This window comes from Novosphingobium nitrogenifigens DSM 19370, from assembly GCF_000192575.1.
GTDB lineage: Bacteria > Pseudomonadota > Alphaproteobacteria > Sphingomonadales > Sphingomonadaceae > Novosphingobium > Novosphingobium nitrogenifigens.
Genome location: NZ_GL876933.1, coordinates 1 through 21,321 on the forward strand (window position 1 = coordinate 1; position 21,321 = coordinate 21,321).

14 protein-coding genes are annotated in these 21,321 nt (G+C 64.1%); 4 read left to right on the forward strand and 10 right to left on the reverse strand.

Translation table 11 applies throughout. The features are described from left to right. Positions 1-41 precede the first annotated feature (41 nt). The 6 genes from Y88_RS10075 to Y88_RS10100 are packed head-to-tail and all read right to left on the reverse strand — an operon-like array spanning position 42 to position 10,609. On the reverse strand, positions 42-1,049 hold the full coding sequence (locus Y88_RS10075) for a glycosyl hydrolase family 8 (protein WP_018075644.1): 1,008 nt from the start codon (positions 1,047-1,049) through the stop codon (positions 42-44). A 6-nt stretch (positions 1,050-1,055) separates the two neighbouring features. Then, positions 1,056-1,523: a cellulose biosynthesis protein BcsD gene (gene bcsD, locus Y88_RS10080; RefSeq protein WP_008068828.1), complete on the reverse strand. Its 468-nt coding sequence runs from the start codon at positions 1,521-1,523 to the stop codon at positions 1,056-1,058. Next, positions 1,520-4,972 carry a cellulose biosynthesis protein BcsC gene (locus Y88_RS10085; RefSeq protein WP_008068830.1) on the reverse strand — a complete coding sequence of 1,151 codons (3,453 nt, stop codon included), beginning with the start codon at positions 4,970-4,972 and terminating at the stop codon, positions 1,520-1,522. The genes bcsD and Y88_RS10085 overlap by 4 nt, the downstream gene beginning before the upstream one ends. Beyond that, complete coding sequence (gene bcsA / locus Y88_RS10090; protein ID WP_008068837.1) at positions 4,969-9,453, reverse strand: UDP-forming cellulose synthase catalytic subunit; 4,485 nt, start codon at positions 9,451-9,453, stop codon at positions 4,969-4,971. The genes Y88_RS10085 and bcsA overlap by 4 nt, the downstream gene beginning before the upstream one ends. Continuing rightward, a complete protein-coding gene (locus Y88_RS10095; protein WP_008068838.1) occupies positions 9,453-10,244 on the reverse strand; it encodes a cellulose synthase operon protein YhjQ/BcsQ in 792 nt (263 codons plus the stop codon). Before Y88_RS10095 ends, bcsA begins: the two co-directional genes overlap by 1 nt. Continuing rightward, positions 10,244-10,609 carry a hypothetical protein gene (locus Y88_RS10100; protein ID WP_008068839.1) on the reverse strand — a complete coding sequence of 122 codons (366 nt, stop codon included), beginning with the start codon at positions 10,607-10,609 and terminating at the stop codon, positions 10,244-10,246. The genes Y88_RS10095 and Y88_RS10100 overlap by 1 nt, the downstream gene beginning before the upstream one ends. 258 nt (positions 10,610-10,867) lie before the next feature. Here Y88_RS10100 and Y88_RS10105 point away from each other — a divergent pair, with 258 nt between their 5' ends. Next, positions 10,868-11,473: a cysteine hydrolase gene (locus Y88_RS10105; RefSeq protein WP_008068840.1), complete on the forward strand. Its 606-nt coding sequence runs from the start codon at positions 10,868-10,870 to the stop codon at positions 11,471-11,473. 32 nt (positions 11,474-11,505) lie between these two features. Here the strand turns inward: Y88_RS10105 and Y88_RS10110 are convergent, their stop codons facing one another. The 4 genes from Y88_RS10110 to welK form a co-directional block, all read right to left on the reverse strand. Then, on the reverse strand, positions 11,506-13,308 hold the full coding sequence (locus Y88_RS10110; RefSeq protein ID WP_008068841.1) for a GGDEF domain-containing protein: 1,803 nt from the start codon (positions 13,306-13,308) through the stop codon (positions 11,506-11,508). Between the two features lie 142 nt (positions 13,309-13,450). Then, positions 13,451-14,656 (reverse strand): glycoside hydrolase family 88 protein, encoded by a 1,206-nt coding sequence (locus tag Y88_RS10115; RefSeq protein WP_232281017.1) that lies wholly within the window; start codon positions 14,654-14,656, stop codon positions 13,451-13,453. A 75-nt stretch (positions 14,657-14,731) separates the two neighbouring features. Beyond that, on the reverse strand, positions 14,732-16,156 hold the full coding sequence (locus Y88_RS10120) for an oligosaccharide flippase family protein (RefSeq protein ID WP_008068843.1): 1,425 nt from the start codon (positions 16,154-16,156) through the stop codon (positions 14,732-14,734). Between the two features lie 147 nt (positions 16,157-16,303). Then, the gene (gene welK / locus Y88_RS10125) at positions 16,304-17,299 is read right to left on the reverse strand and encodes a beta-1,4-glucuronosyltransferase WelK (protein ID WP_008068845.1); all 996 of its coding nucleotides are present in this window, start codon (positions 17,297-17,299) and stop codon (positions 16,304-16,306) included. A 436-nt stretch (positions 17,300-17,735) separates the two neighbouring features. On the opposite strand from welK, the gene Y88_RS10130 reads away from it, so the two are divergent. From Y88_RS10130 to Y88_RS10140, 3 genes are all read left to right on the forward strand, one after another. Further along, positions 17,736-19,022, forward strand: coding sequence for a polysaccharide pyruvyl transferase family protein (locus Y88_RS10130; protein WP_008068846.1), 1,287 nt, complete (start codon positions 17,736-17,738; stop codon positions 19,020-19,022). Positions 19,023-19,188: 166 nt separating this feature from the next. Then, positions 19,189-20,448 (forward strand): outer membrane beta-barrel protein, encoded by a 1,260-nt coding sequence (locus tag Y88_RS10135; RefSeq protein ID WP_018075646.1) that lies wholly within the window; start codon positions 19,189-19,191, stop codon positions 20,446-20,448. A 16-nt stretch (positions 20,449-20,464) separates the two neighbouring features. Continuing rightward, positions 20,465-21,304, forward strand: coding sequence for an SLBB domain-containing protein (locus tag Y88_RS10140; protein ID WP_008068848.1), 840 nt, complete (start codon positions 20,465-20,467; stop codon positions 21,302-21,304). The last annotated feature ends 17 nt before the right edge of the window (positions 21,305-21,321 follow it).

Here is a 21,321-nt window from a genome sequence, read left to right on the forward strand (position 1 = left end):
AGAAGCGGCACAGAATCACCACTTATGCACAGAATCAGCCCTTAAAGGGCGCGGCTGAGGGCCTGCAGCGCGGCGGAATAATAATCCGTGTCGAGAGCTTCGGGCGGAGGAGCAAGCCCGAGCGTCTTGCGCACAACCGCCATGCCGCCTGCTGACAGCGGATAGGGGGCCTTTTCACCGGTCACGACGTCGATCCATGCCGGGGGGCGGATCTGGCCGGCGCCATTGCTGCGCCAGAAATCGGCGATGGGCTGCACCAGCGAGGCCCGCCGTCCCGCAACGGCATAGAGCGGCACGCGGATGGCATCAAAACCGAAGCGGGCAGGACGCCCCTTTGCCGGGACGATCTTTCCACCCGCGCCAACGTCGATCCAGTCACAAGGAAGCTGTAAAGGTCCGAAGCGCGCTTCTCGGACAATCTTTTCCGCGTCGGAGAGAATTGCCCCCCAGACGGCATCGCCATCGAGCGCCGCAAAGGCATCCAGCGCGGGCCAGACGAAATAGGCCGGATTGAGCGTGATCGCTTCGCTGGTGAAAAAGCCGGTGCGGCCCGGCAGCAGCAAATGGCGATCATACCGCTCGACCACCAGTTGCTGGCGAATGGCAGTGCGGATACTTCTCGACCGACTGGCCCAGGCGTCGCCTCCCCAACGGCGCGCGGCTTCCGCCAGCGCCCATCCGATCAAGAGGTCGCCATCGGTGGCGTTGTTGGGATCGGACACGGGATTGGGCAGCCGAGGATCGTATTTCCACGAGAACAGCGCGACGTCCTGCCGCGCCAGGTTGGCTTCCGTCCAGTTGAGGATGGCCTGAAAGGCCGAACGGTCTCCGCCGAGCACAGCCAATAGCAGGCCATAGCCCTGCCCTTCGCTATGGCTGATCCCGCCGTTGCCGGAATCGATCACGCGGCCGGAAGCATCGACGAACTGGTTGCGGAACAGCGTCCAGAAGCTGTCCGCCCCTTCCTCGCGGCTGACGCCCGGGCGCGTGCAGGCCATGGCCATGACCGAAAACAGCCCCGCGACGACAAAACGCCTGTCAAACATCATGAGCAATCAACCGCCGTGGTGCAGTTCGATCGTATCGCCGCCTTCGCGCAGGATACGGGTGGTGAGTGCCGGTCCGCTTCCGAGCTGGCGAAACCAGGTATCATAGGCCCCGACCAGAAGAGCGGGCAGGAGCTGTGCCCAATGACCCGCACGATCACCGTCCAGAGCAGCGGGCGCGCCGCGATGGAGGATGCGGATGCCGGTGTCGACGGCCTCGAACTCGACATGCCCCAAACCGCAGCCGCTCCACAGCGCATTGGCCCGTGCAGCCAGATCATCGAGTTCCTGCACATCGGTCAGATCGACGATCGTTGCCAGCCGACGCCCTGTCGCCAGATAGAACCCGTGGGCCTGCTCCGCACTGGCCTGCGTGAAGATTTCCGCAGCAGTCATGGCGGTCAGGATCGCGAGACCGTGGCCGAACGCGGACGAGGCAGCCCGTTCACGGGCCGACATGAGCGATTCCATCTTCATTTGGTGCTGCCCAGGGTTTGTCGGATGCCCAACATCGAGCGGAACTCATCATAGTTGCCAAACGTGTTGTAACTGATTTCCCCGCCGATACGGGTCGACGACGTGACGCGATAATAGGCCGATCCCTCGGCCGAGAGCGCAAAACCGGTCTTGCTGAGGCTGTCGTAGTAGTTGCGCACGTCGCTGTCCTCGGCCTTGAGCCCATCGAGCGTCGCCTGCGCCGTCGGGTCGGTGGTGTAGAGGTTGACCTTGTCTTGCGAGAAGCTCTGGAAACCGGGCGTGAACGATCCCTTGATGTCGACCTTCGGGCTTTCGTAAGTGTAGTTGATCGGGAAACCGAGGCTGAGGAAGCTTTGCGGGCTGAAATAGCCGCCCTGACCATAGGTGAAGAAGTTCTGGTTGTTGCCGTAGGTCTGGTAATTGATGTTCAGCCCGGCCGTCAGGTTTGAATGCACGGTGTGTCGCACGCGCAGGTAACCGCCCAGATTGGCCTCGACATTGTGGTTCGAGAGCACATTGAGCCCGGCGTAGTGATTGTAGGCCACATCGCCATAGACGCCGCTGCCGTCGTGATCGATGGAGACACCGACGCCGCCGCCGGTGCGCATGACCCGGCCCCAGAATTCCCCGGTTACCGGATCGCGGGTCCCTGCATAGGAAACCACGCTGTCGGTCACCGGCTTGCGTTCGAACCATGCGCGAGCGGACACGTTCTGCGCCAGTTGCGGCGTGATCGCCGCGCGCCATGTCGCCTTGTTGTTGCCGAAGCCCAACGGCGTCACGCCGCCTTCGACCTGCACCAGTTTGTCCGCATATCCGGCCGAGATCGCGACGCCCGACTTGCGCTGGGTATCGGCCTGCTTCAACGCCGAGGCGACCTTGTCGACGATCGCCTGCGCCTCGATCGTGGCATTGCGACCGAACCGGGCAAGCCCCGATCCGGTCGGACGCCCGGCATCGATAACCGTGGCATCGCCCCGGACATAGACGCGTCCGCCGCCGAGCCCGGTCGAAAGTTCCGCCGTGCCTTTCACTTCGCGCAGTTCCGAAAGCCCCGTCTCGCCCGAGCGGGCACGATAGGCGGCATGCACTTCGCCGCGCGGACCGCTGTCCTGCGACAGGTTGGCGATGTCGGTCTGGATCTGGGCCAGAACCGGATCGACGGGCACCGAGCTCGCCGCCGGTGTCGGGCTGGGAGAAGGCGCGGCACCCGCACCCCAGCCGCCCACGGCCTGTCCTCCGAACTGACCGGTCGGAGTGGTCGGTGCATTCCATGGTCCGGCCTGCCCCGCGCCCAGTGCGACGCCCTGTACGCCCCCTTGTGCCATCACCGCTCCGCCGCCCTGAGGTGCAAAGCCTGTCTGGGCGCCGCCATTGCCGGCGTCGAAGGCCATCCCCGTCGTTGCGGGCAGCCGCGTGCCGCCGCCCAGACTGAACGGGTTGACCGGTTGCGGCGCGGGCGCGGCAGCCATGTTGCGGAACGGATTGGTCCCAAGCCCCGTTCCCGTGCCGGCAAAGGGATTTCCGCCAAGGCCGGGCGCCGTCATCTGGCGGCTGTAAAGTTCCCGTGCCAGCTTGAGGTACTTCGTGGCCGCTCCGACATTGCCGCGCGCCTGTTCGGTCCGGGCGACCGAGAGATAGACCTCGTAATTGTCCGGATAGGCCTGAAGCAAGCGCGCCTGCGCCTGTTGCGACAGCCCGCGATCCCCCGCCGCCTGTGCGGTTTCCATCAGCCCGCCCAGCGCCTCGCGATCGCGGGGCGTGCGGGCCAGGATGATCTGGAACGTCTGGGCCGCGCGCGCAGGCATGTTGCCCGCCTGATAGAGACGGGCGAGCCCGGCAAGGATCTCGGCATTGTCGGGCGCGCTCCCCCATGCCTGCTGCAACACGTCGAAAGCCTGGGCATATTGGCCCTGCAGACGCAGGCGGTCGGCCTGGGACGCGGCCATGCCCGCGCCGATCCGGGTCAATGCGGCCTGTCCGTCGCTCGATGCACCGGCAAGCTGCGTCGCCCGCTGGAATGCTGTCTGGGCCAGATCGTCGCGCCCGGTCTTGGTGGCGACGCGAATGATCGCTTCATACCCGCCAAGATCAGTAATCGATCCCGCGAGTGCCTGTTGCGCCAGCGTTGCCGCATCCGTCGTATCGCCCATCTCGTACAATGCATCGGCGATAGCGGCCTGTCGTGCGGCGGGCAGCCCGCGCGTCTGTCCCAATTGGCGCAGTGCGGCGGCGGCTTCTCCCTTGCGTCCGCCTGCGGCCAAGGTCTTGGCGCGGGCAATCGCGGTATCGGTCTTCAGCCCCACGGCGAAGGCGCGCATGGGCTGGGTCTGATAGATTTCAGGAATACGCTGGATCAGCGCCTCGGCGGCAGCGATGCGGCCAAGATCGCTGTCCACCATCGCGGCGGCATAGAGTGCATCGGGATCGGTCGAGGACGACAGTGCCTGAATGAGCGATTCCGCTTCCGCAACGCGCCCGCGCTTGATCATGAAACGCGCGAATTCATAGCGGATCCAAGGGTCTTCGGTATCCAGCATGAGCCCCTGCTGGAATTCCTGTTCGGCAGCGATGTCATCGCCCCGCCCCGCAGCGGCCAGAGCCCGGCCACGCGCGGCTCGACTGGCGAGGCGCTTGTCGCCTTCCTTCCCATGCGTGCTTGCCTGCCGATAGAGGTCGGCGGCATCGGCATAGCGTCCCTGGCGATCGTAGATGTCGGCGAGAAGTTCCAGCGCCGTCTCGTTCCTGGCGCCGCCGGTGCGGACCAGATCCTCTGCCATCTTCTGCGCATCGGCAAGCTGCCCGCGCGCGGCGAGATTTTGCGCGTCGCCAAGCCCGGCATAGTATTTCGCCGAAGCCAGCGCCTCGGCCCATTTCGCCGCGTCGCCCAGCCGCGAGGATTGTTCGAGGTACTCCCGCGCCTTGGCGAAATTGCCTTGCTTGAGCGCCACCAGCCCGAGCCCGCCGAGTGCATCGGCATCGCGGTGATTGCGCGCAAAAGCGCTTTCGAACTGGCGATTGGCCGTGGCGAGGTCGTTTGCCTGAAGCGCGGCGAAACCGGCGACACGCGCCTGCCCGCCTGTATCGGCATTGGCTGAAGCGGCCTTTTCCCGGCGCGGGGCGGGCGCCTTCGAACGGGTGGATGCCTGCGGAGGCGCCTTTGCTTGCGGAGCGGTCTTTACCTGCGGAGCCGGACCCCCTGCCTGCGCGCGCTTGACCTCGGCATTGTCAGGATCGATCGCCTGCGCCCGGCGCAAGGCCTGATCGGCAAGATCGCCGCGCCCTTTCGACTGCCAATAGCGGGCCTGCTGCAAGAGAGCCTTTACCGCCGGGTTTTCCGCCATGGCACAGGTGGGCCACATCGCTCCCGCGCTCACCCCGAGCAGAAGCAACGCCGCCGTTCCCGCCTTGCGCCGCCGCAGGGCGGCCTTCCCGCTCGCATGCGTCACTTGTCGTCTCCTGCATCGGCCAGGCGGCGGCGCGCCTGCATGCGGAAGTAGAGATAGACCGGTCCGCTCAGCACCATGGCCACCAGCAGGCCGCTCATCGCCATGAGCAGGGGATGACGGCTGAACCAGAAGGCGATCTTCATCCAGAACGGCAGGTCGCCCACCCAATAAGTCGGCATGATCGAAAAGCTGCTCATCCCGTCGCCGGTGGCGACCGAGAGATCGCCCTGGACCTGGGCATTGACCTTGTCGTCGTTGAGCCCGTCGACCAGCGAAGGCAGGGTCGAGGTCTGGTCGGCGAGCAGCGCAACCACGGTGCGGCCATGCGTAAAGGGCGACTGGAACGAGACGATCCCGGAGAAGCCCTTCGCCGCATAGACCATGCTCTGCGCTTCATCGCTGCCGCTTTCCCATGACGAGCCGCCGAACAGCGCCTCGACATATTGGAGCGGCGAGCGTTCCTTGACCCGCAGGGCCCCGTTGAGGAAACGCACCGGGGCGTCGCCGAACAGCGCCCCCGTTCCCGCCAGAGCGGAACTGCCGATGACGAGGATGTCCTGTTCCTGAAGCCGGTCGGCGTCGATATCGCTGACAACCGTCACACCGGTGGTGGGCACGCCGGTCGCGTCCCCCATCCGCCCCATCAGGTCGAGGAAAGCCTCGATCACGTCCATGCCCGGATTGGCGTCCATGACCACGGTCGTTTCGGCAAGGTCGGGACGCACGGTGAAGGGATAGCCCGCCCCGGCGAACGTCGCGAGATTGGGCATCGCGATCGCATGCCAGGCCTGCGTCAGATCGATCGTGCTGTTAGGATCGAGCGCAACGCGCACATTGTCGGGCAGCGTGCCGGTGCACTTCTTCTTGTCGGCAATGATCAGGTTGTAGTCGAAGACCAGTTCGTTCTGACCGAACATGTCATAGCGGGGGAGGACGACATTCGCGCGCGAGTCCGTGCTCTGTGCCGCGTTGCCGCCCCACAGCCATTGCCACCAGCCTTCTGCAAGCGGCAGCGTGCGCAGGAACTGTCCGTTGAGCGAGACGTCGAGGCGCGAGGCCTTGCGGTCGAGCCAGGTGGCCGTGGGATAACGATAGCGCAGGTCGAGCGTCCCGCCTTCGCGCGGCCAGAAGAAGAGATCGGGTGCGACCCGGAAACGGGCCGAAAGCGGGCCGGGCGGCAGGCCCATGCCCTGAAGCGCATAAGGCGCCATGATCTCGCCCAGCCGGACCGGACGATCGGTGGTGATCCAGCGCGGCGCGCCATACCGCGGGTAAGTCGGCACGCGCATGCCATCATAGGCCATGCGCGCGCCGCCCGCGACGCCGCGCCCTGTGGCAAGCGCCCCGGCGGCAAGGCGGATTTCATCGTCGTTGCGCCCGGTGATGACCAGCAAGGTACCCGTCGGATCGAGCGGATTGCGCACGAGCGTCGCGGCAGGCCCCGTCACCGGGACATCGATCCCCGGCAGGACCGAGCCGCTGCGCAAGAAGACGACGGCATTGCCCATCGGCAACTGCCCCACCATCGGCTTGAACCCGAAACCGCGATAGGAAGCGAGGCTGCCGAACCACGACGCCATCGAGGCCGCCGCCGAAAGATCGCCGTGGCTGGGTTTCCCTGCAAAGACGAAGGGCAGGCTGAGCGCCGCGTTGTCGAAGCGGTCGAAGAACGGCCCCGGCAGCCGGGCAAGGTCGAGCGTCTGCGCCGTGGGCTGGACCGTCAGATCGAGCCAGCTTTGCGTGTTGCTGACATTAGCCCAGAGCGATGAGTGGAAGGGGTCTTCGCAATCGCGGGCATAATGGCCGATCAGGCGCAAGTTGAGCTGGTTGTCGCCGGGCAGGAACAGCGCCGGATTGACCGGGATCTTCAATTCCTGTCCACCGGAATCGCCGGGGCGCAGCGGGATCGTCTGTGCCACTTCGCCGTTCACCAGCACAACAAGCTGGCTGACATCGCCCAGCAGCGCGGGCGACCATGCGAGATGAAGCGTCAGCACGGCATCGGTCACGACATCGCTTTGTCGCATGCCGAAGGGAATGCCGATTTCCCCGTGAGTCCCGGCAAGGCGGATCGGCGTCTTGATCCGCAGATCCTTGAGCGAAAGGTGGAGGTGGCGTGCGCCGAGCGCGGATGCGCCCGCCGCCGCCCGCACCATCGGCGCGCCCGTGGGCGTCGTGGCGGGGCTTGCCGCGACCGACTGGGCCTGCACAGGATCGGGCTGGACCATGATGCCCAATCCGACGGCCACAAGCGCGACGGCGGCAACTTTGGCAAAGAGCGCCTTGCGCGAGGGCGCCTTGGCCTGTTCGCTTTCGACCGAGGTGGTTCGCGCCGCTTCGGCCTCTTGGGCTTCCTGCGCTTTCTTCTGGGCTTCGGCACGCTGCGCGCGCATCTGCCTGCGTTCGGCGAAATTCAGACGCAGGATGCGCTTCATCGTCACCATGTCCACTTTCACGATATCGGCAAGAGAGCTGGTACCGGACACGACCGGATGCGGTGCCTCCAACTGCCAGGCGTCAGCGCGTCCCATGACCGCACGCACGAGTTGGCGCGAGGCCATCATGTCGAGCGGCTTGAACCGGAGATAGGCCCTGCCCCCCTGCGCGCGCACGGTGTCCACAGGCAGGGAGAGCACTTCGTCGCCCATCGCCAGAGCGATATGCGTGACCTGCAAGTCCTTGGCGGTGACTTCGGCGGGCAGGACGATGGCCGCGCCCCCCATCGAGACGTTGAAGGTCTTTCCCGCGACGACATGGCCAGAGGCGAGATAGACGTTCACCGGCAATTCGGCGGGAATGCGCAGGTCCTGTCGCGCCTGCCGGGATTCGCGCGCCACCGAAACGGCCGCGAGCAGGATGATCAGGCTGAACGTCGCCCAGGCGGTGTTGAGCGCCAGCGAGTCGAGCTGGATGTTGAACATCTGCGGAAAGAAGATCAGCTTCACGAAGCCCAGCAGGACCGATCCCGCGATGAGCCCGATGCAGATCAGGTGCGGCTGCACGATCGCCCAGTCGAAGAACGTCTGATCGAGCAGGTCGCCCTTGTCGGTCACGTTGAACTTGCCCTTGCGCGGCTGGAACCAGGTCATGACCGTCGGCTTGACCAGATGGAACGCGAGGATCGTCTCATAGACTTCCCCCCAGAACGGGCGGCGATCGCCCTTGTGCTGGCGCTTGCTCGCCGCGGCCGCACAGAACAGGTGCGGCAGGGCATAGGAAAAGATCTGCGTGGCCGAAGCGTGAATGATGTTCTGCCCGAACAGCAGATAGGCCATCGGGCTGGTCAGGAAGACGATGCGCGGCAAGGGAAACTGAAAGTGCAGCATGGCATTGAGGTAGCAAAGCCGCTGCTGCCAGCTGAGGCCGGGCCCGAAGAGCGGATTGTCGATGCGCAGGATCTGCGTCATCCCGCGTGCCCAGCGAATGCGCTGACCGATGTGAAGGACGAGACGTTCGGTCGCGAGCCCCGCCGACAGACGCGCATTGATATAGGCCGTGTTCCAGCCCGTGCGCTGCAGCTTGAGCGCGGTATGCGCGTCCTCGGTGACGGTTTCCCCGGCAAAGCCGTTGGTTTCCATCAAGGCTTCGCGACGGATGATCGCGCAAGACCCGCAGAAGAACGTCGCGTTCCACAGGTCGTTGCCTTCCTGCACCGGGCCGTAGAACAGCTCGCCTTCGCCGGGCATGTCCTTGACCGTCGCCAGGTTGCGCTGAACCGGGTCGGGCGAATAGAAATAGTGCGGCGTCTGCAGCACCGCGAGGCGCTTGTCCTTCTGGAACCAGCCAACGGTCAGTTGCAGAAAGGCGCGCGTGGGCACGTGGTCGCAGTCGAAGATGGCGATCAGCTCGCCATCGGTCTTCTTCATCGCGGCGTTGAGATTGCCCGCCTTGGCATGGAGATTGTTGTCGCGGGTGATGTAGCCGCACCCGGCCGCACGCGCGAAAGCCCGGAATTCCGGACGGCGTCCGTCGTCGAGAATGAAGACGCGGAAACGGCCCGCCGGATAGTCCATGTCCATCGCCGCAAAGACCGTGTTGCGCACGATTGCGAGGCTTTCGTTATACGTCGGGATATAGACATCGACCGTCGGCCAGTTCTCGGGCTCGCCCTCGATCTCGATCACCGGACGGTCGAGCGGCCAGCTCATCTGGATGAACCCGAGGAACAGGATCACCCAGGCATAGAGTTCGGCAAGGTAGAGCGTCGATCCGAGCAGGAATTCGAGCGGCGTGCCGAAGGAAAGCGTCTGGGTCGTGCGCCAGAACATATAGCGGGTGGAGACCAGCAGCGAGAGCAGACCGACCGTCACCGTCACCTTGCGTCCCGGCCGTCGGCTGAGCAGCATCGCGCCGAGCACGGTGACGCCCGCGAATTGCCACTGTTCCTTGAAATTGAGCGGAACGGTGATTGTCAGCACGATCAGCGGCAACAGGACAAAGAAGGCGCCCGTGCGCGACGCCATGGCGCGCCAGGCGGACATCACGCCGCCTCGCTGGACGCAGAGGATCTCGAAGAGGACCCGCGATTGTCGCCCTCCCCTGTCGGTCCGCCATCACTGCCGATTTCATCCCGAACGGCGGGCTCCTGCCGGGTAAGCACGTCCACGATCCCCGCCAGCTTCCTGACATCGGCCAGCGCAAGACTGGCCGGAGCATAGCGTGCCAGCGTCTGCTGCATCCCGACCGCCTCGTTCACCGCTTCGTCCCGATGGATCTGGGCGATCAAATTGTCGCCCAGCAATTCGCGCAGGAACAGCGCGGCATGGCGGGCAAAGCGACGCGTCTCGTCAAGCTGGTTGAGAACGAAGACCGTACGGTCGAGCGTATCGAGACGCCGCCCCGGACTGACTTGCGGCAAGAGCGCCAGCGACATCGCCGCCGGAAGCAAGGCACAGACATGGAGACGCGCATGACGCTGCAGCAGGCGCGCGAGCGCAAAATCGCCTGAGGCGACGTCCGCGATATAGAACGTCTCCCCGTCGAAAGGCAGATCGCCAGAACGCAGGGCTTCGGCGAAATCCTCCTGCGCGCTGGCGCGACGCCCGGACCGCAGCGAGACCCCGCCGACGGCGACCTGATCGATCACGTCGTCTTCGAGATCGGGCAGCGGATGATCGGGGGAAAGCCCGAAGTAATGCTTCACGCCCCCTTGTGCGGTCATGTCCAGCAGGACGACTTCGCGCCCCAGTTGCGACAGCCCTTGCGCCAGACCGGCGGCAATGAAGCTCGTTCCCACACCGCCCTTGGGCGAATGGCACAGGATCAGCGGCATCAGAGTTCTCCCGCCGCAACCTGGTCGTTCAGCCGCTTGAGTAGCGAGCGGACATCATCCTGCGGACGACGCGGGGCCGTGGCGGGCGGCGAGGCAGATGCTTGCGCGCCGTATCCGCCGAAAAGACCAGCCACCCGGACCGGTTCTGCATGGGGGATCGTGGGAGTTCCGGTGTCCCGCCCTTGCGCCGGATCGTCGGTGAAAAGGCTCCGCGAGTCCTCGTCCGTGCCCGAAATCCTGGGATCGCGGATCAGTGCCTCGAACAAGGGCCAGAGTTCCATGTCCGCGAAATTGTCGCGGAACTCCTGGTACTTGAACTTGCCCTGCCCCAGTCTGCTCAGGAGATTCGCCGCATCCGACCGCATTGCTGGCCCTTCCGTATTTCAACGGAAGAAGTGCTCCACAATGGTTAACATTTGATTGGACGGAGGCGATTCGATTTCCTCTTTGTCAAACCTTTGCGGATAACTCCCCCCGCCCCGAAGCGTTCGCCCCAACGCGCACGGCCTCATCCCGAACTCCTCTGAAGGAAGCCTCGCCGCAGGGGCAGATTATTCCTTGCATGTCAGCGCCCAGTGGCTTCAACAGGCGCAAGAAGCCCATTCCTTTGCGGAGTAACGGTCGTGCAAGCATCCTCCACAGCCCTGGTCCTGATCGAGTTCCAGAACGATTTCACCACGCCCGGCGGGGTTCAGCATGACGCAGTGAAAGGCGTGATGGAAAGCACGGGCATGCTCGCCAATACCTGCGACCTCGTGGCCAAGGCGCGGGAAGCGGGCGTGACCATCATGCATGCCGCGATTTCCTTTGCGGACGGCTACCCGGAAATCGCCAGTGAAAGCTATGGCATCCTTGCCGGGGTCAAGGCCGCGGGCGCCTTCAAGCGCGGTAGCTGGGGCGCGGCCATCGTCGACGGCCTTGCCCCGCAGGAAGGCGACGTGGTGATCGAGGGCAAGCGCGGTCTCGACTGCTTTGCCAGTACCAATCTCGATTTCATCCTGCGCCAGCGCGGGATCGTCACGGTGGCTCTTGCAGGCTTCCTCACCAACTGCTGTGTCGAATCGACCATGCGATCGGCCTACGAACGCGGGTTCCGCGTCGTCACCCTGACCGACTGCACCGCCACGCTGTCGCAAGAAGAACAGCGCCTCGCCGTCGAAAAGAACTTCCCGATGTTCTCGCTGCCGATGACGCACGATGCCTTCCTGTCGGACCTCCAGCAGGGCTGAAAGCCTTCACTCAGGTCACCCGGCGTATCGGCTCAGTGAACTTCGCGACGAGGGAAGAACGGCACGCCATCCGTGCCGTTCGCCCTTGAGGCCGGGAGAAGGTCCGGCGGCCCTTCCCCGCCGTCGTCGGCAAAGACGACGCGGTCGCGCCCCGCACTCTTGGCGGCATAAAGCGCCGCGTCGGCCGCGCGATAGAGGCGCGTAAAATCGTCTCCGGCCTTTGCCAGAGCGACGCCGATGCTGGCGGTCACGCGGATCGGCACTTGCGCCGCACGGTGGTCGCAGGCCGCGATGCCGAGGCGGATGCTCTCGGCAAAATTGACAAGCGCAAAGCGCCCCATGCCGGTGACGAGCAGCGCGAATTCCTCGCCACCGAGCCGCGCGACGCTCTGCGTCGGAGACGTCCATCGGGCGAGACGCTGGGCGATCGCGACCAGAACCGCATCGCCCGCGTCATGACCGTAAGTATCGTTGATCGCCTTGAAGCTGTCGATGTCGATCAGCAACAGGGCAACCCTGCCTTCTCCGCTATCGTCGGGACCGGACGGCGCGACGTGGTCGAAGCAGGGCGCGATCGTTTCGAGAAAGCCGCGCCGGTTGGCAAGCCCGGTCAAGGGATCGCGCCGAGCCTGTTCATTGGCGGCCGCTTCGGCCAGCAACGCGCGATCACGTTCAAGGCGCAGGGCCGCAAAGCGCCGCGTCGCCGAAAGCGCGACCCACACGGTCTGCCAGGCCGAAGCCAGAATCACCAGCATCTGCGCCCCACCGCCCCACAGGATGTCGCCGAGGTCGAAGAAACCGGACGTGCACATGACCAGCAAGGGCACCGACCAAGCCCCGAGCATGGTCCGCGCGCCCGCACTTCCCCGGCGCCAGGCAACCGCCATCGATGCCATGATCGACAAGACCATCAGCAGAAAGAGGACACCCTCGACCGTGGCCAAGGCATCGAGATTGCCCGCACGCAACAGGCCCAGCGGCACCGCGAGCGTCCCCACCCCGAGAGCCAGCGCAATCGATAGCCGACGTAGCCAGCGCGGCACTTGTTCCGGTTCGAGCGACGCCGAAAGGCTGAGCGCGGCGAGCATCATCGCAAGCCCGGCAATGAGCGTCCCGGCCTGCGACGAGACTGTCCCGGCCATTCCGGGAAAGACGAAAAGATGGAGCTGCGACCAGACCAGTCCCCACACCGCCATCAGCGTGGCCCACGTTCCTTGCAACGCGAAAAACATCCGTCGCGTCGAAACAGCCATCGCGAAGTGGTAAAGCGCCCCGATCAGCAAGAGCATCAATCCGGCACCGGTCAAAGTCGACAGAGCCGAAATCTGGCCTTCGGCGGCGCTCGCCTCGACCACACGAAGGCGCAGAACGCCCGTACTCGCGAGGCGGTCAAAGCGCAGGACGATCCCGGAGAGCGGCGATTCGAAGTTTGCCGGAGCAAAGATCATCTGCCCGCCCACGCGCCAATGCGTCCCGAAATCACCACTGCGGACATCCTGCCACTCGGTGACGCCGTTTGCATGGCGGAACCCGACGAGCAGGCGATCGAACCGCGTCGAATGCACCATCAGGACCGGCGCGGTTCGTCCGCCCTGAAACAGGTGCGCATCGCCGCTCAGCCACAGGCTGCCGTGCTGGTATCCGGCGGGGCTGCCCGAACAAGCGACGCGCTGCGGCAGATCGTGATCGTGCGCTGCGGAAGGAATTGGGGTGGTGGCGTGGCAGAATGCCGAAATCGGCAGCCAGTCGCTGCGCGACAAGGCCGCTGTCGTGGCCGTCGCCGCAAAAGCGGGAGCGACGAGAAGAGTCAGTACCAGCGCAAGGCGCGTCGCCAAATGCCGGACCGAATGCCGGAATCGCCCCCGGCATCGTACATCGATCCGGGGAGGGCGACAGATACCGAGCATGGCCACATGCTTTAACTCGGGAATCTGTTCAAATCTTTAAAATGATAAGACTTTGGCGAAAACATTCCAATCAGGCTCGCGGCACCCGAAGCGGGGCCGCCAAACCATTCCCCTCCTCTTTGTTACGATGGTCGAGCAGCACCTGTCCGGTCGCGCTCATGATCACCGCCGCCACCCCGTGCAGATCGTTCATCGGAGTCATCCGATGGCGGTAATCGTCCGTTTCGGGCTGGGGCGGAGTGTCCCGGACACCCCCGAAAACCCGTCCGTCAGCCGCGACCTTGCGCTGCAGCAATCCGGCATAGGCCCGCCGTGCCGCAGCCGCGAAAGGCACCTCGGGAAGATCACCCTCGACCACAGCCCTGGCAAAGTAATAGGAAATCATGCCGGTCGCCGACGTTTCAGCATAACTGGATGGTTCGTCGACGACTTCATGCCACAGCCCGTCGGCATCCTGAAACCGCAAGAGATCCCAACCGAATTGGCGAAGAACAGGTTTCACCATTTCGGCCTCGCGCGATTGCGGCGGCATGGCCATGAGCGTTTCGACCAGTCCACGCAGAACCCAGGCCTGGGCCCGCCCCCATTTCGTCCGGGTCAGGCCTCCCGGTCCGCCACGATAGGGCCAATGGCGGGGCCAATCTCGGGCAGGCCCCCACAATCCCGTCGCCGGATCGCGCAGGACATTTCGAAACAGCAGGATCTGCCCTACCGCTTCGCGCGCATATCCCGCGTCCCCCGTCATCGCGGACGTGCGCGCCATGCGAGTCACGTATTCCTGGAACTGATCGACCAGCATCGGACGCGATGGGGCCTGCCCGAACGCGATCGCGCCGTCCGCCGCCCGTCCGACCGATGCCCGATACCGCGCGCTTTCTTCGACATAGGCCGCGTCCCGGTCTTTGGACGGAGCTGCCCGCACCAGTTCGAACGACAGGCTGCAGAACAGCTCCCTTTCAAACGGCTGGACCGGATCGTTGCCCAGCCGTTGCCGGGCCAGCGCGAGGCCATGATCGAGAAGATCCCCCCGCCGCTGGGCACGGGCAAAGCCGATCAGGGCGATCGTTTCCATGTCCTGTGCATAGAAACCGGGATGCCCCGTCTCGACGATGTGGCTCCGCACCCGATCGACCACCTGCGCAGGGGAAAGGCCCGCTTGCCAGGCCGATTCGGCCATCGTGATGTCGTGGCGCGAATTGACGCTCTCGGCATGGTCGGCAAGTTGCACCGAGGCGACCGCGACGACGAGGACCAACAGCGCTTCCCGCCCGCGCACCAGGCGCCTGACCTGCCGCCATCCCCGCGACAGGCGCTGGGCCACAACTCTGGGGCCAGCACCCACCGGCGCGGATCAGGCCTGCGCGCGCGACCGCGCGCGACCGCGAAAGATCCGTTGCAGCAAGGGCCCCGCCTGGGCAACGGCGGTCCGCCGACGATAGGCGACGCCAGCTGTCGCAGCCAACGCGACAGCCCACAGCCCGAGCGGAATGGTCCATTCACCCTGCCCGAGCCGGTATCCGGCCGTACACAGCGCGAGCCCGGCGACCGTGAACAGCCCGATGTCGATCATGTCGGCAAGTGCCGCACGATCGCTGGTGCGGTCGACGAGATACGTCGCCGTCACGAAGGCCAGCACTTCGCCGATGACGAAGCCGATGAGAATTCCGGGCAATCCGCCGATCACCACCTGTCCCCCGATGGCGAGCGGGAAGGCGAGCAGACGCAGAAGATTGTTGGCCATCACCTGCCGCGAACGCCCCATGCCCAAAGCAAACGTCGTGGGCCATCCCCGCAGGAACCGGGCGGTCTGAAGCACGCCGACAAGGGCGACCGTATAGGCCGCGACAGCAAACCGATGCCCGTAAAGCAGCGGCACCATGACCGGCATCGTCGCGCAAAACCCCAGCAGCATGGCAAGACCGAGCAACAGGAAATGCCCGCCCAGAACATCGACGCGCTGGTTGAGCAAGCTCTCGTCACGCCGGGCATCGACCACCTGGGGCAGATTGACCGACTGGACCAGCCGGGTAATCAATCCCGTCGGATAATAGATCAGCAGCAGCAGCGCGGCATAATACCCGAGCGCCTCGACCCCCAGCCGTTTCCCGATCAGCAGCCGGTCCCCCTGCTGCCCGATGAAAAGCAACAGTCCGTCGATCATCAGGGGCCAGCTATAGGCACGCAACGCCTTCCACGACGCGGCGACGAAACCCAGCCGGAAAGGCCGTTCGGCAAAGAAATGGGACACGCCCACCATGGCCAGCGAACGCCCCGCCAGACCAAAGGCCACCGCGTAATAACTGTGCGTCAGGATCGCGATCACGGCCGCCCCCACCAGCGCCAGCGATTCCGATGCGATCATCATCCAGCCTTCGGGGCCGAAATTGTGCGCACGCTGGAACCGTTTCACATCGTAGTGCAGGAATGCGAGAATCAGCGGGGAAAGACACAGCCAGCGAATCCCGACCGCCAGTTCGGGCCGGTCATAAAACATCGCCAGCGGCTTCGCGATCAGGAGCAGCGTTCCCGCCATGACCGCGCACCGCACGAGATTGACGAGCTGGACCATCGACTGCACCCGGGGGTCATCGCCATCCTCGCTCTGGATGAGATAGATCGAAATGCCGCCTTCGGTCAGAAGGTCGAAGAACAGCGACGTCAGGATCAGGATCGCGGCAAGGCCAAGCTGCTCGGGCCCCAGGATCCGGGCAAGGACGACATAGCGGACAAGCGCGCAGACTTGTGCAACCACCGACCCGATGAAGAAAACCTTCATGCCCGATCGTTGGGGGCCCGACCGTTTGGACGAGGTATCGGATCGAGCGGTCATTGCGGCTCCACAAAGCGCCCGTTCGGGGCCACTTTCATCGCGACGGCAATAGCGTGGATTTCCTCGTCATGCTTGCCCCCCGATGACATCGGATCACGATGCCCACCGGTCAACCAGCCCGTCAAGTTTGCCGATCAACTCGGTCTGATCGAGCGTGGCCCGTACCGGTTCGCTGGCCCGCGCCTTTTCGAGTGCTGCCCCGAGATCGTCGTCAGAGCCGACCATGGTCACGATCCCGCGGTTGGCAAATGTCTCGGCGATTTCCCACTGGTGATTGTCATAGTGCTCGCCACGCTCGAACATGCGCGGAATGACGATCACCCGGCATCCGGCCTGAAGCGCGGTGATGATCGAGCCCGTCCCGGCGTGGCAGATGACGATGTCCGCCCGGCGCAGGATATCCTGCACGTCATGGAACGAGAGCACTTCGTGCGTCTCGATGTCCTTGTCGACCTCAACCGGACTGCAATGCCCGGTTTGCAGGATGACATGCTCGGGAATCTGCCCCGCGCGCTTGGCCTCGTCGACAAGCCGGATCAGCCGCTCGAACGGCAGCGTCGCACCGACCGTTGCAAAGACCAGCGGCTCCTTCTTGTCGGTCGCCTTGCCCAGCCTGCGAAACGGATCGACGACGCTGGCCCCGGCCCATTTGCGGGCCGACTGCGCCGATTGGGCGATACGGACATGGGCCAGCGGCGACGCGATCCGCGCAAAGGCCGAGGGCCCCTGGAAACGGGCAAAGGAGTCGATCAGGACAATCTTGGCTCCGAGCGCCCGTGCGAAGAGAACGGGGAAATAACAGGACCCCGCACCGGTCGTGACGACGACGCCCGGCCTTTCGCGCAGGATAATCCACAATGAACGCAACACGCTGAAAATCGCGCCGCGCAGCATTTCGAAGCGTTTGCCCAGCCGGGCCTGGCCCAGCGCGACATGGGGAATGAAATACGTTTTGCATCGCTGGGCGATGTCGCGGGTCAGGGCCGTGTCCTCGGTGACGAAGAAGCAATCCTTCGAACGCCAGAACGGTTCAAGGTCCAGAAGTTGCCGCACATGGCCGCCACCTGACGCGATCAGAGCTATTCGCACTAGATGGTTCCCTGCGGTTACGAGTCTGTTCGACCCGAAAATTGGCGACGGATCACGAACTTCTGAAAATGTACAAACAGGAAACCAGTTGCACACCCCCATAGGCAATCAAGACATTGGTTACCATCCAATGCTTGCCGATGAGTGAATCGCTTTCTCACATTCGTCTCCCCGGAATCACCCCGGAGACTGCAAAAAACCAAGAATCGCGTCGCTTCAACATAAGTCCCACAGCCCCCGGAACCACCAGCAACCACATGATTTAACTTAATTTAAACCATACAAAAACACAATCCCGCAAAAGCAGCCGAGAGATGCGATTAACAAAGGATTCGGAAATCACTGGCGAAATGCAATGATTTTTATAGCTTTCGAGTATACACAGCCACAAGGATCAAAGATACCGTTCCCGATATAACCAGGCGATGAGGTCCCATTGCTTTCCCAGCACGTCAAATCTCTCGCCGGAAAAATCCGGCGCGCAGGCGGTCGGAAGGGGACGCCCGAGCGGCCGATCCGGATCGGCCTCCTGTGGCATTCGCTGACCTCGGGCAATCTCGGAATCGGTGCGCTGACCTACGGCAATATCGCGATCGCGCGCAAAGCCCTCCACGATCTGGACCTCCATGCCCAATTCGTCGTGATCGGGATGCGCGACGGCGAAACCTCAAGCGTCATGGGCAACGAAGTGGAGACCCACATCGTGACCATGCGCACGCTGCTCTCACCCAATGGGTTGTGGAAAGTGCTCGGAGGAATCGACTGTGTCCTCGACATCGGCGCAGGGGACAGTTTTACCGACACCTATGGATGGAAACGCTTCCTGATCCTGTGCGCAGGGAAAGTCATGGCGGTCTGCCGGGGCATTCCGCTCGTACTTTCCCCCCAGACCGTGGGCCCCTTCAATCACCCCGGCGCCCGGGCCGTCGCCACCGTGGTCCTGCGCAGGGCGTCCGCGATCGTCACTCGCGACCCTGAATCCCTTGCTCTTGCGCGCGAACTTGCCCCGCGCGTGCCCTGCACACAGTCGATCGACGTGTCCTTTACCCTTCCCCACCACGACCGCTCCGCCGAACGCGACGGGCCGGTGCAACGCGTGGGCGTCAATGTTTCGGGCCTGCTGTTTCGTCAGGCGGAAAACGGAACGAACCGATTCGGCCTGGGATACGACTACGCGCGGTTCAGCCGGGCCCTGCTGCGCCGACTTTGCGCCATGCCCGGCATCGAGGTCCACCTGCTGACCCACGCCACGAGTCGGTTCATTCCCTCCGACGACGACGCCCGCGTCGCGGACCTGCTCCATCGCGAATTTCCCGAAGTCATCCGGGTTCCCAACTTCCCGGGACCAGTCGAGGCGAAGAGCTACATCTCGAGTCTCGACTTCCTCGCGGCGGCACGCATGCACGCCTGCATCGCCGCCTTCTGCGTCGGAACACCCTTCATCCCGGTCGCATATACCCGAAAATTCAGCGGGTTATTTTCCTCACTCGGCTTCGACAGGACCGTTCCGGTCGACTGCCCGAACGATGATCACGCGCTCGATCTGGTGCTGCGCGGCCTCTCGGAGAAAACCGAATTACTTGATCTCATCAGTCGCGGGCACGAACAGGTCGAGAATCTGCTCGGGAACTATCGCTCGGTTCTGCGTGACACGTTCGCCACACTGGCGCTGCATCAGGACAATCGGCTTGTTACACCCCAGATGTGCCCGGCCACGCCGTGAATAAAATGTCATTATACGCACCAGATCGGCCGCTGACATAATTTGGGACAAACGCAGCATCTATCGCATTGCTCTGGTTGCCGATATGATTACCATAAAGTGGGTGCTCTTCGAGGGCGGTCATCGGGCATGACCGAACCCGAAGTTACGGGGCGGATAACTGGCAATGAAACAGACTAAACGCGAGTTGGCATGGTGGCTCGTGGCGACACTTGCGCTGGATGGCGGGGCAGCCCGGGCGCAGATCACGCCATTGGCGAACACGGCCGACACGGTTGTGCCGCAACAGCCTCACACCAACATCGACGCGACCGTCGACACGATCGCGGACAGCAACATCGCGCGCACCAACGACCAGTCGGCGCAGTTGCGCGGTCTGGAAAAGGCCGACGTCCGTTTCACGCCCTCGCTCAAGACCGATCTCTATCGCGCTTTCGGGCAGACCTACGTTTCGCTGACCGCATCGGGCGGCTATGACGTCAACGTCCGCAACTCGACGCTCAACTCCGAACGGATTGCCGCCATGGTCGGCGCGGGCAGCCAACTCGGCCCCTGCGCGACATCGGGCTATGCCGGATACAACCGCCAGCAAAGCGATCTGGTCGATCTCATCGTGCTAACCCAGGGCGGCCGGGAATCGGTCCGCAACACCCAGACACTCTACTGGGTCAGCGGCACGATCGCCTGCGGGGCCACCTACGGCCTGCGCCCGCTCGCGATCGGCGGCTATGCCGAAGGGCGCAACTCGTCGCTCTCGCGGATCGGGGGCGACTATCGCGCCACCACTTACGGCGGCGGTCTCGAATACCTCCACCCGGCAATCGGACGCGTGCGGCTCTATTATGCCGAGCGCGACATCGATTTCTTCCGACGCGACGGCGTCGCCTACCAGGGATCGCCCCGCCTCGTCAGCCGGGCGGGGACATTGAGTTTCGAACGCGACATCGGCGCGGCGCTGGGCGGTCACGTCGCTCTTACGTATGCCGACGTCCGCGCACGCGGCCCCAACCCCGCCAGCAGCTTCAACGGCCTGCTGTGGGAAGCGGGCCTGACGCTCAAGGCTTCGCGCCGCATCAAGGTCACGTTCGACACCGGCCGCTCGGTCGATCCCTCGCAAGGGTTCAACGTCGACTACATCTCGCGCGAGAACTATGGCGCGGGCGTGACTTATGCCCTCTCCGAACGGTCGAGCTTCCTGATCCAGTGGCTGCACAACAACTTGCGCTATCATTACAGCGACACCGCCACCGTCGTTCCGGTCTATCGCCGGACGAGCGACGGCTTTGACGGGACATTCAAGATCGCGGCCAGCCGCAGATTGTCGTTCAGCGTCTATGCCGGCTATCTCAAGACCAGTTCAGAAAACTCCATGTACAATTTCGACAGCGTGCACGGTGGCCTGACCGCGACCGTCCGTCTCAAATGAGGTCGGAGTAACCTTGATGACATCCAATCCAGCCAGCCGGGCCCTTGCGGCATGCGCCCTCTTTGCGGCCGGTTCGTCGATGGTCCTGGCAGAAGTCGCCCATGCGCAGGCCCTTGCCGCGCCGCAACCTTCTGCCGACGCCCGCGCCGTGCAACCCGAAGCCTATGTTCTGGGCCCGGGCGATTCGCTCGAAATCTCGATCGCGGGCGACAGCCAGCCCGCGACGCGCGTGCAGATCCAGACCGACGGCACCATTCAGCTCGCACTGATCGGTTCGGTCCACGCCGGGGGCCTCAGTGTCGTGCAATTGCGCGACATGATCACCCAGTCGCTGAAAAAGGGCGGATATTACACCAATCCGGCCGTGAACATCACGATCGTCAACTATGCCAGCCGCTATGTCGTCGTCCTTGGCGAAGTGGCGCAGCCGGGCATGGTGCCGATCGACCGCGCCTATCACGTCTCGGACGTCCTTGCCCGGGTTGGCGGCGTCAAGTCGGGCGGCACCAAGATCGTCAAGCTGCGCCATGCCACCGGCGAGGAACAGAGCCTCGACCTCGACCGGATCGCGACCGGCGGACCGGCCGAAGATCCGCTGGTAACGCCCGGGGACAAGCTCTTCGTCCCGGCCGCGCAGACCTTCTACATTCTGGGTCAGGTGAACCGGCCGGGCAACTATACCGTCGACGACGGGCTGACCTTGCGCAAGGCTCTGGCCGTTGCGGGCGGGGTAACGCTGCTGGGTTCGAAAAAGAAGATCAAGCTTGTCCGCAAGGGCAAGGAATACAAGAACGTGGACCTCGACAGCCCGGTCGAGGTAGGCGACGTGATCGAGATCGGCGAGCGTTTCTTCTGAGCACGGTCGGGCCGGGG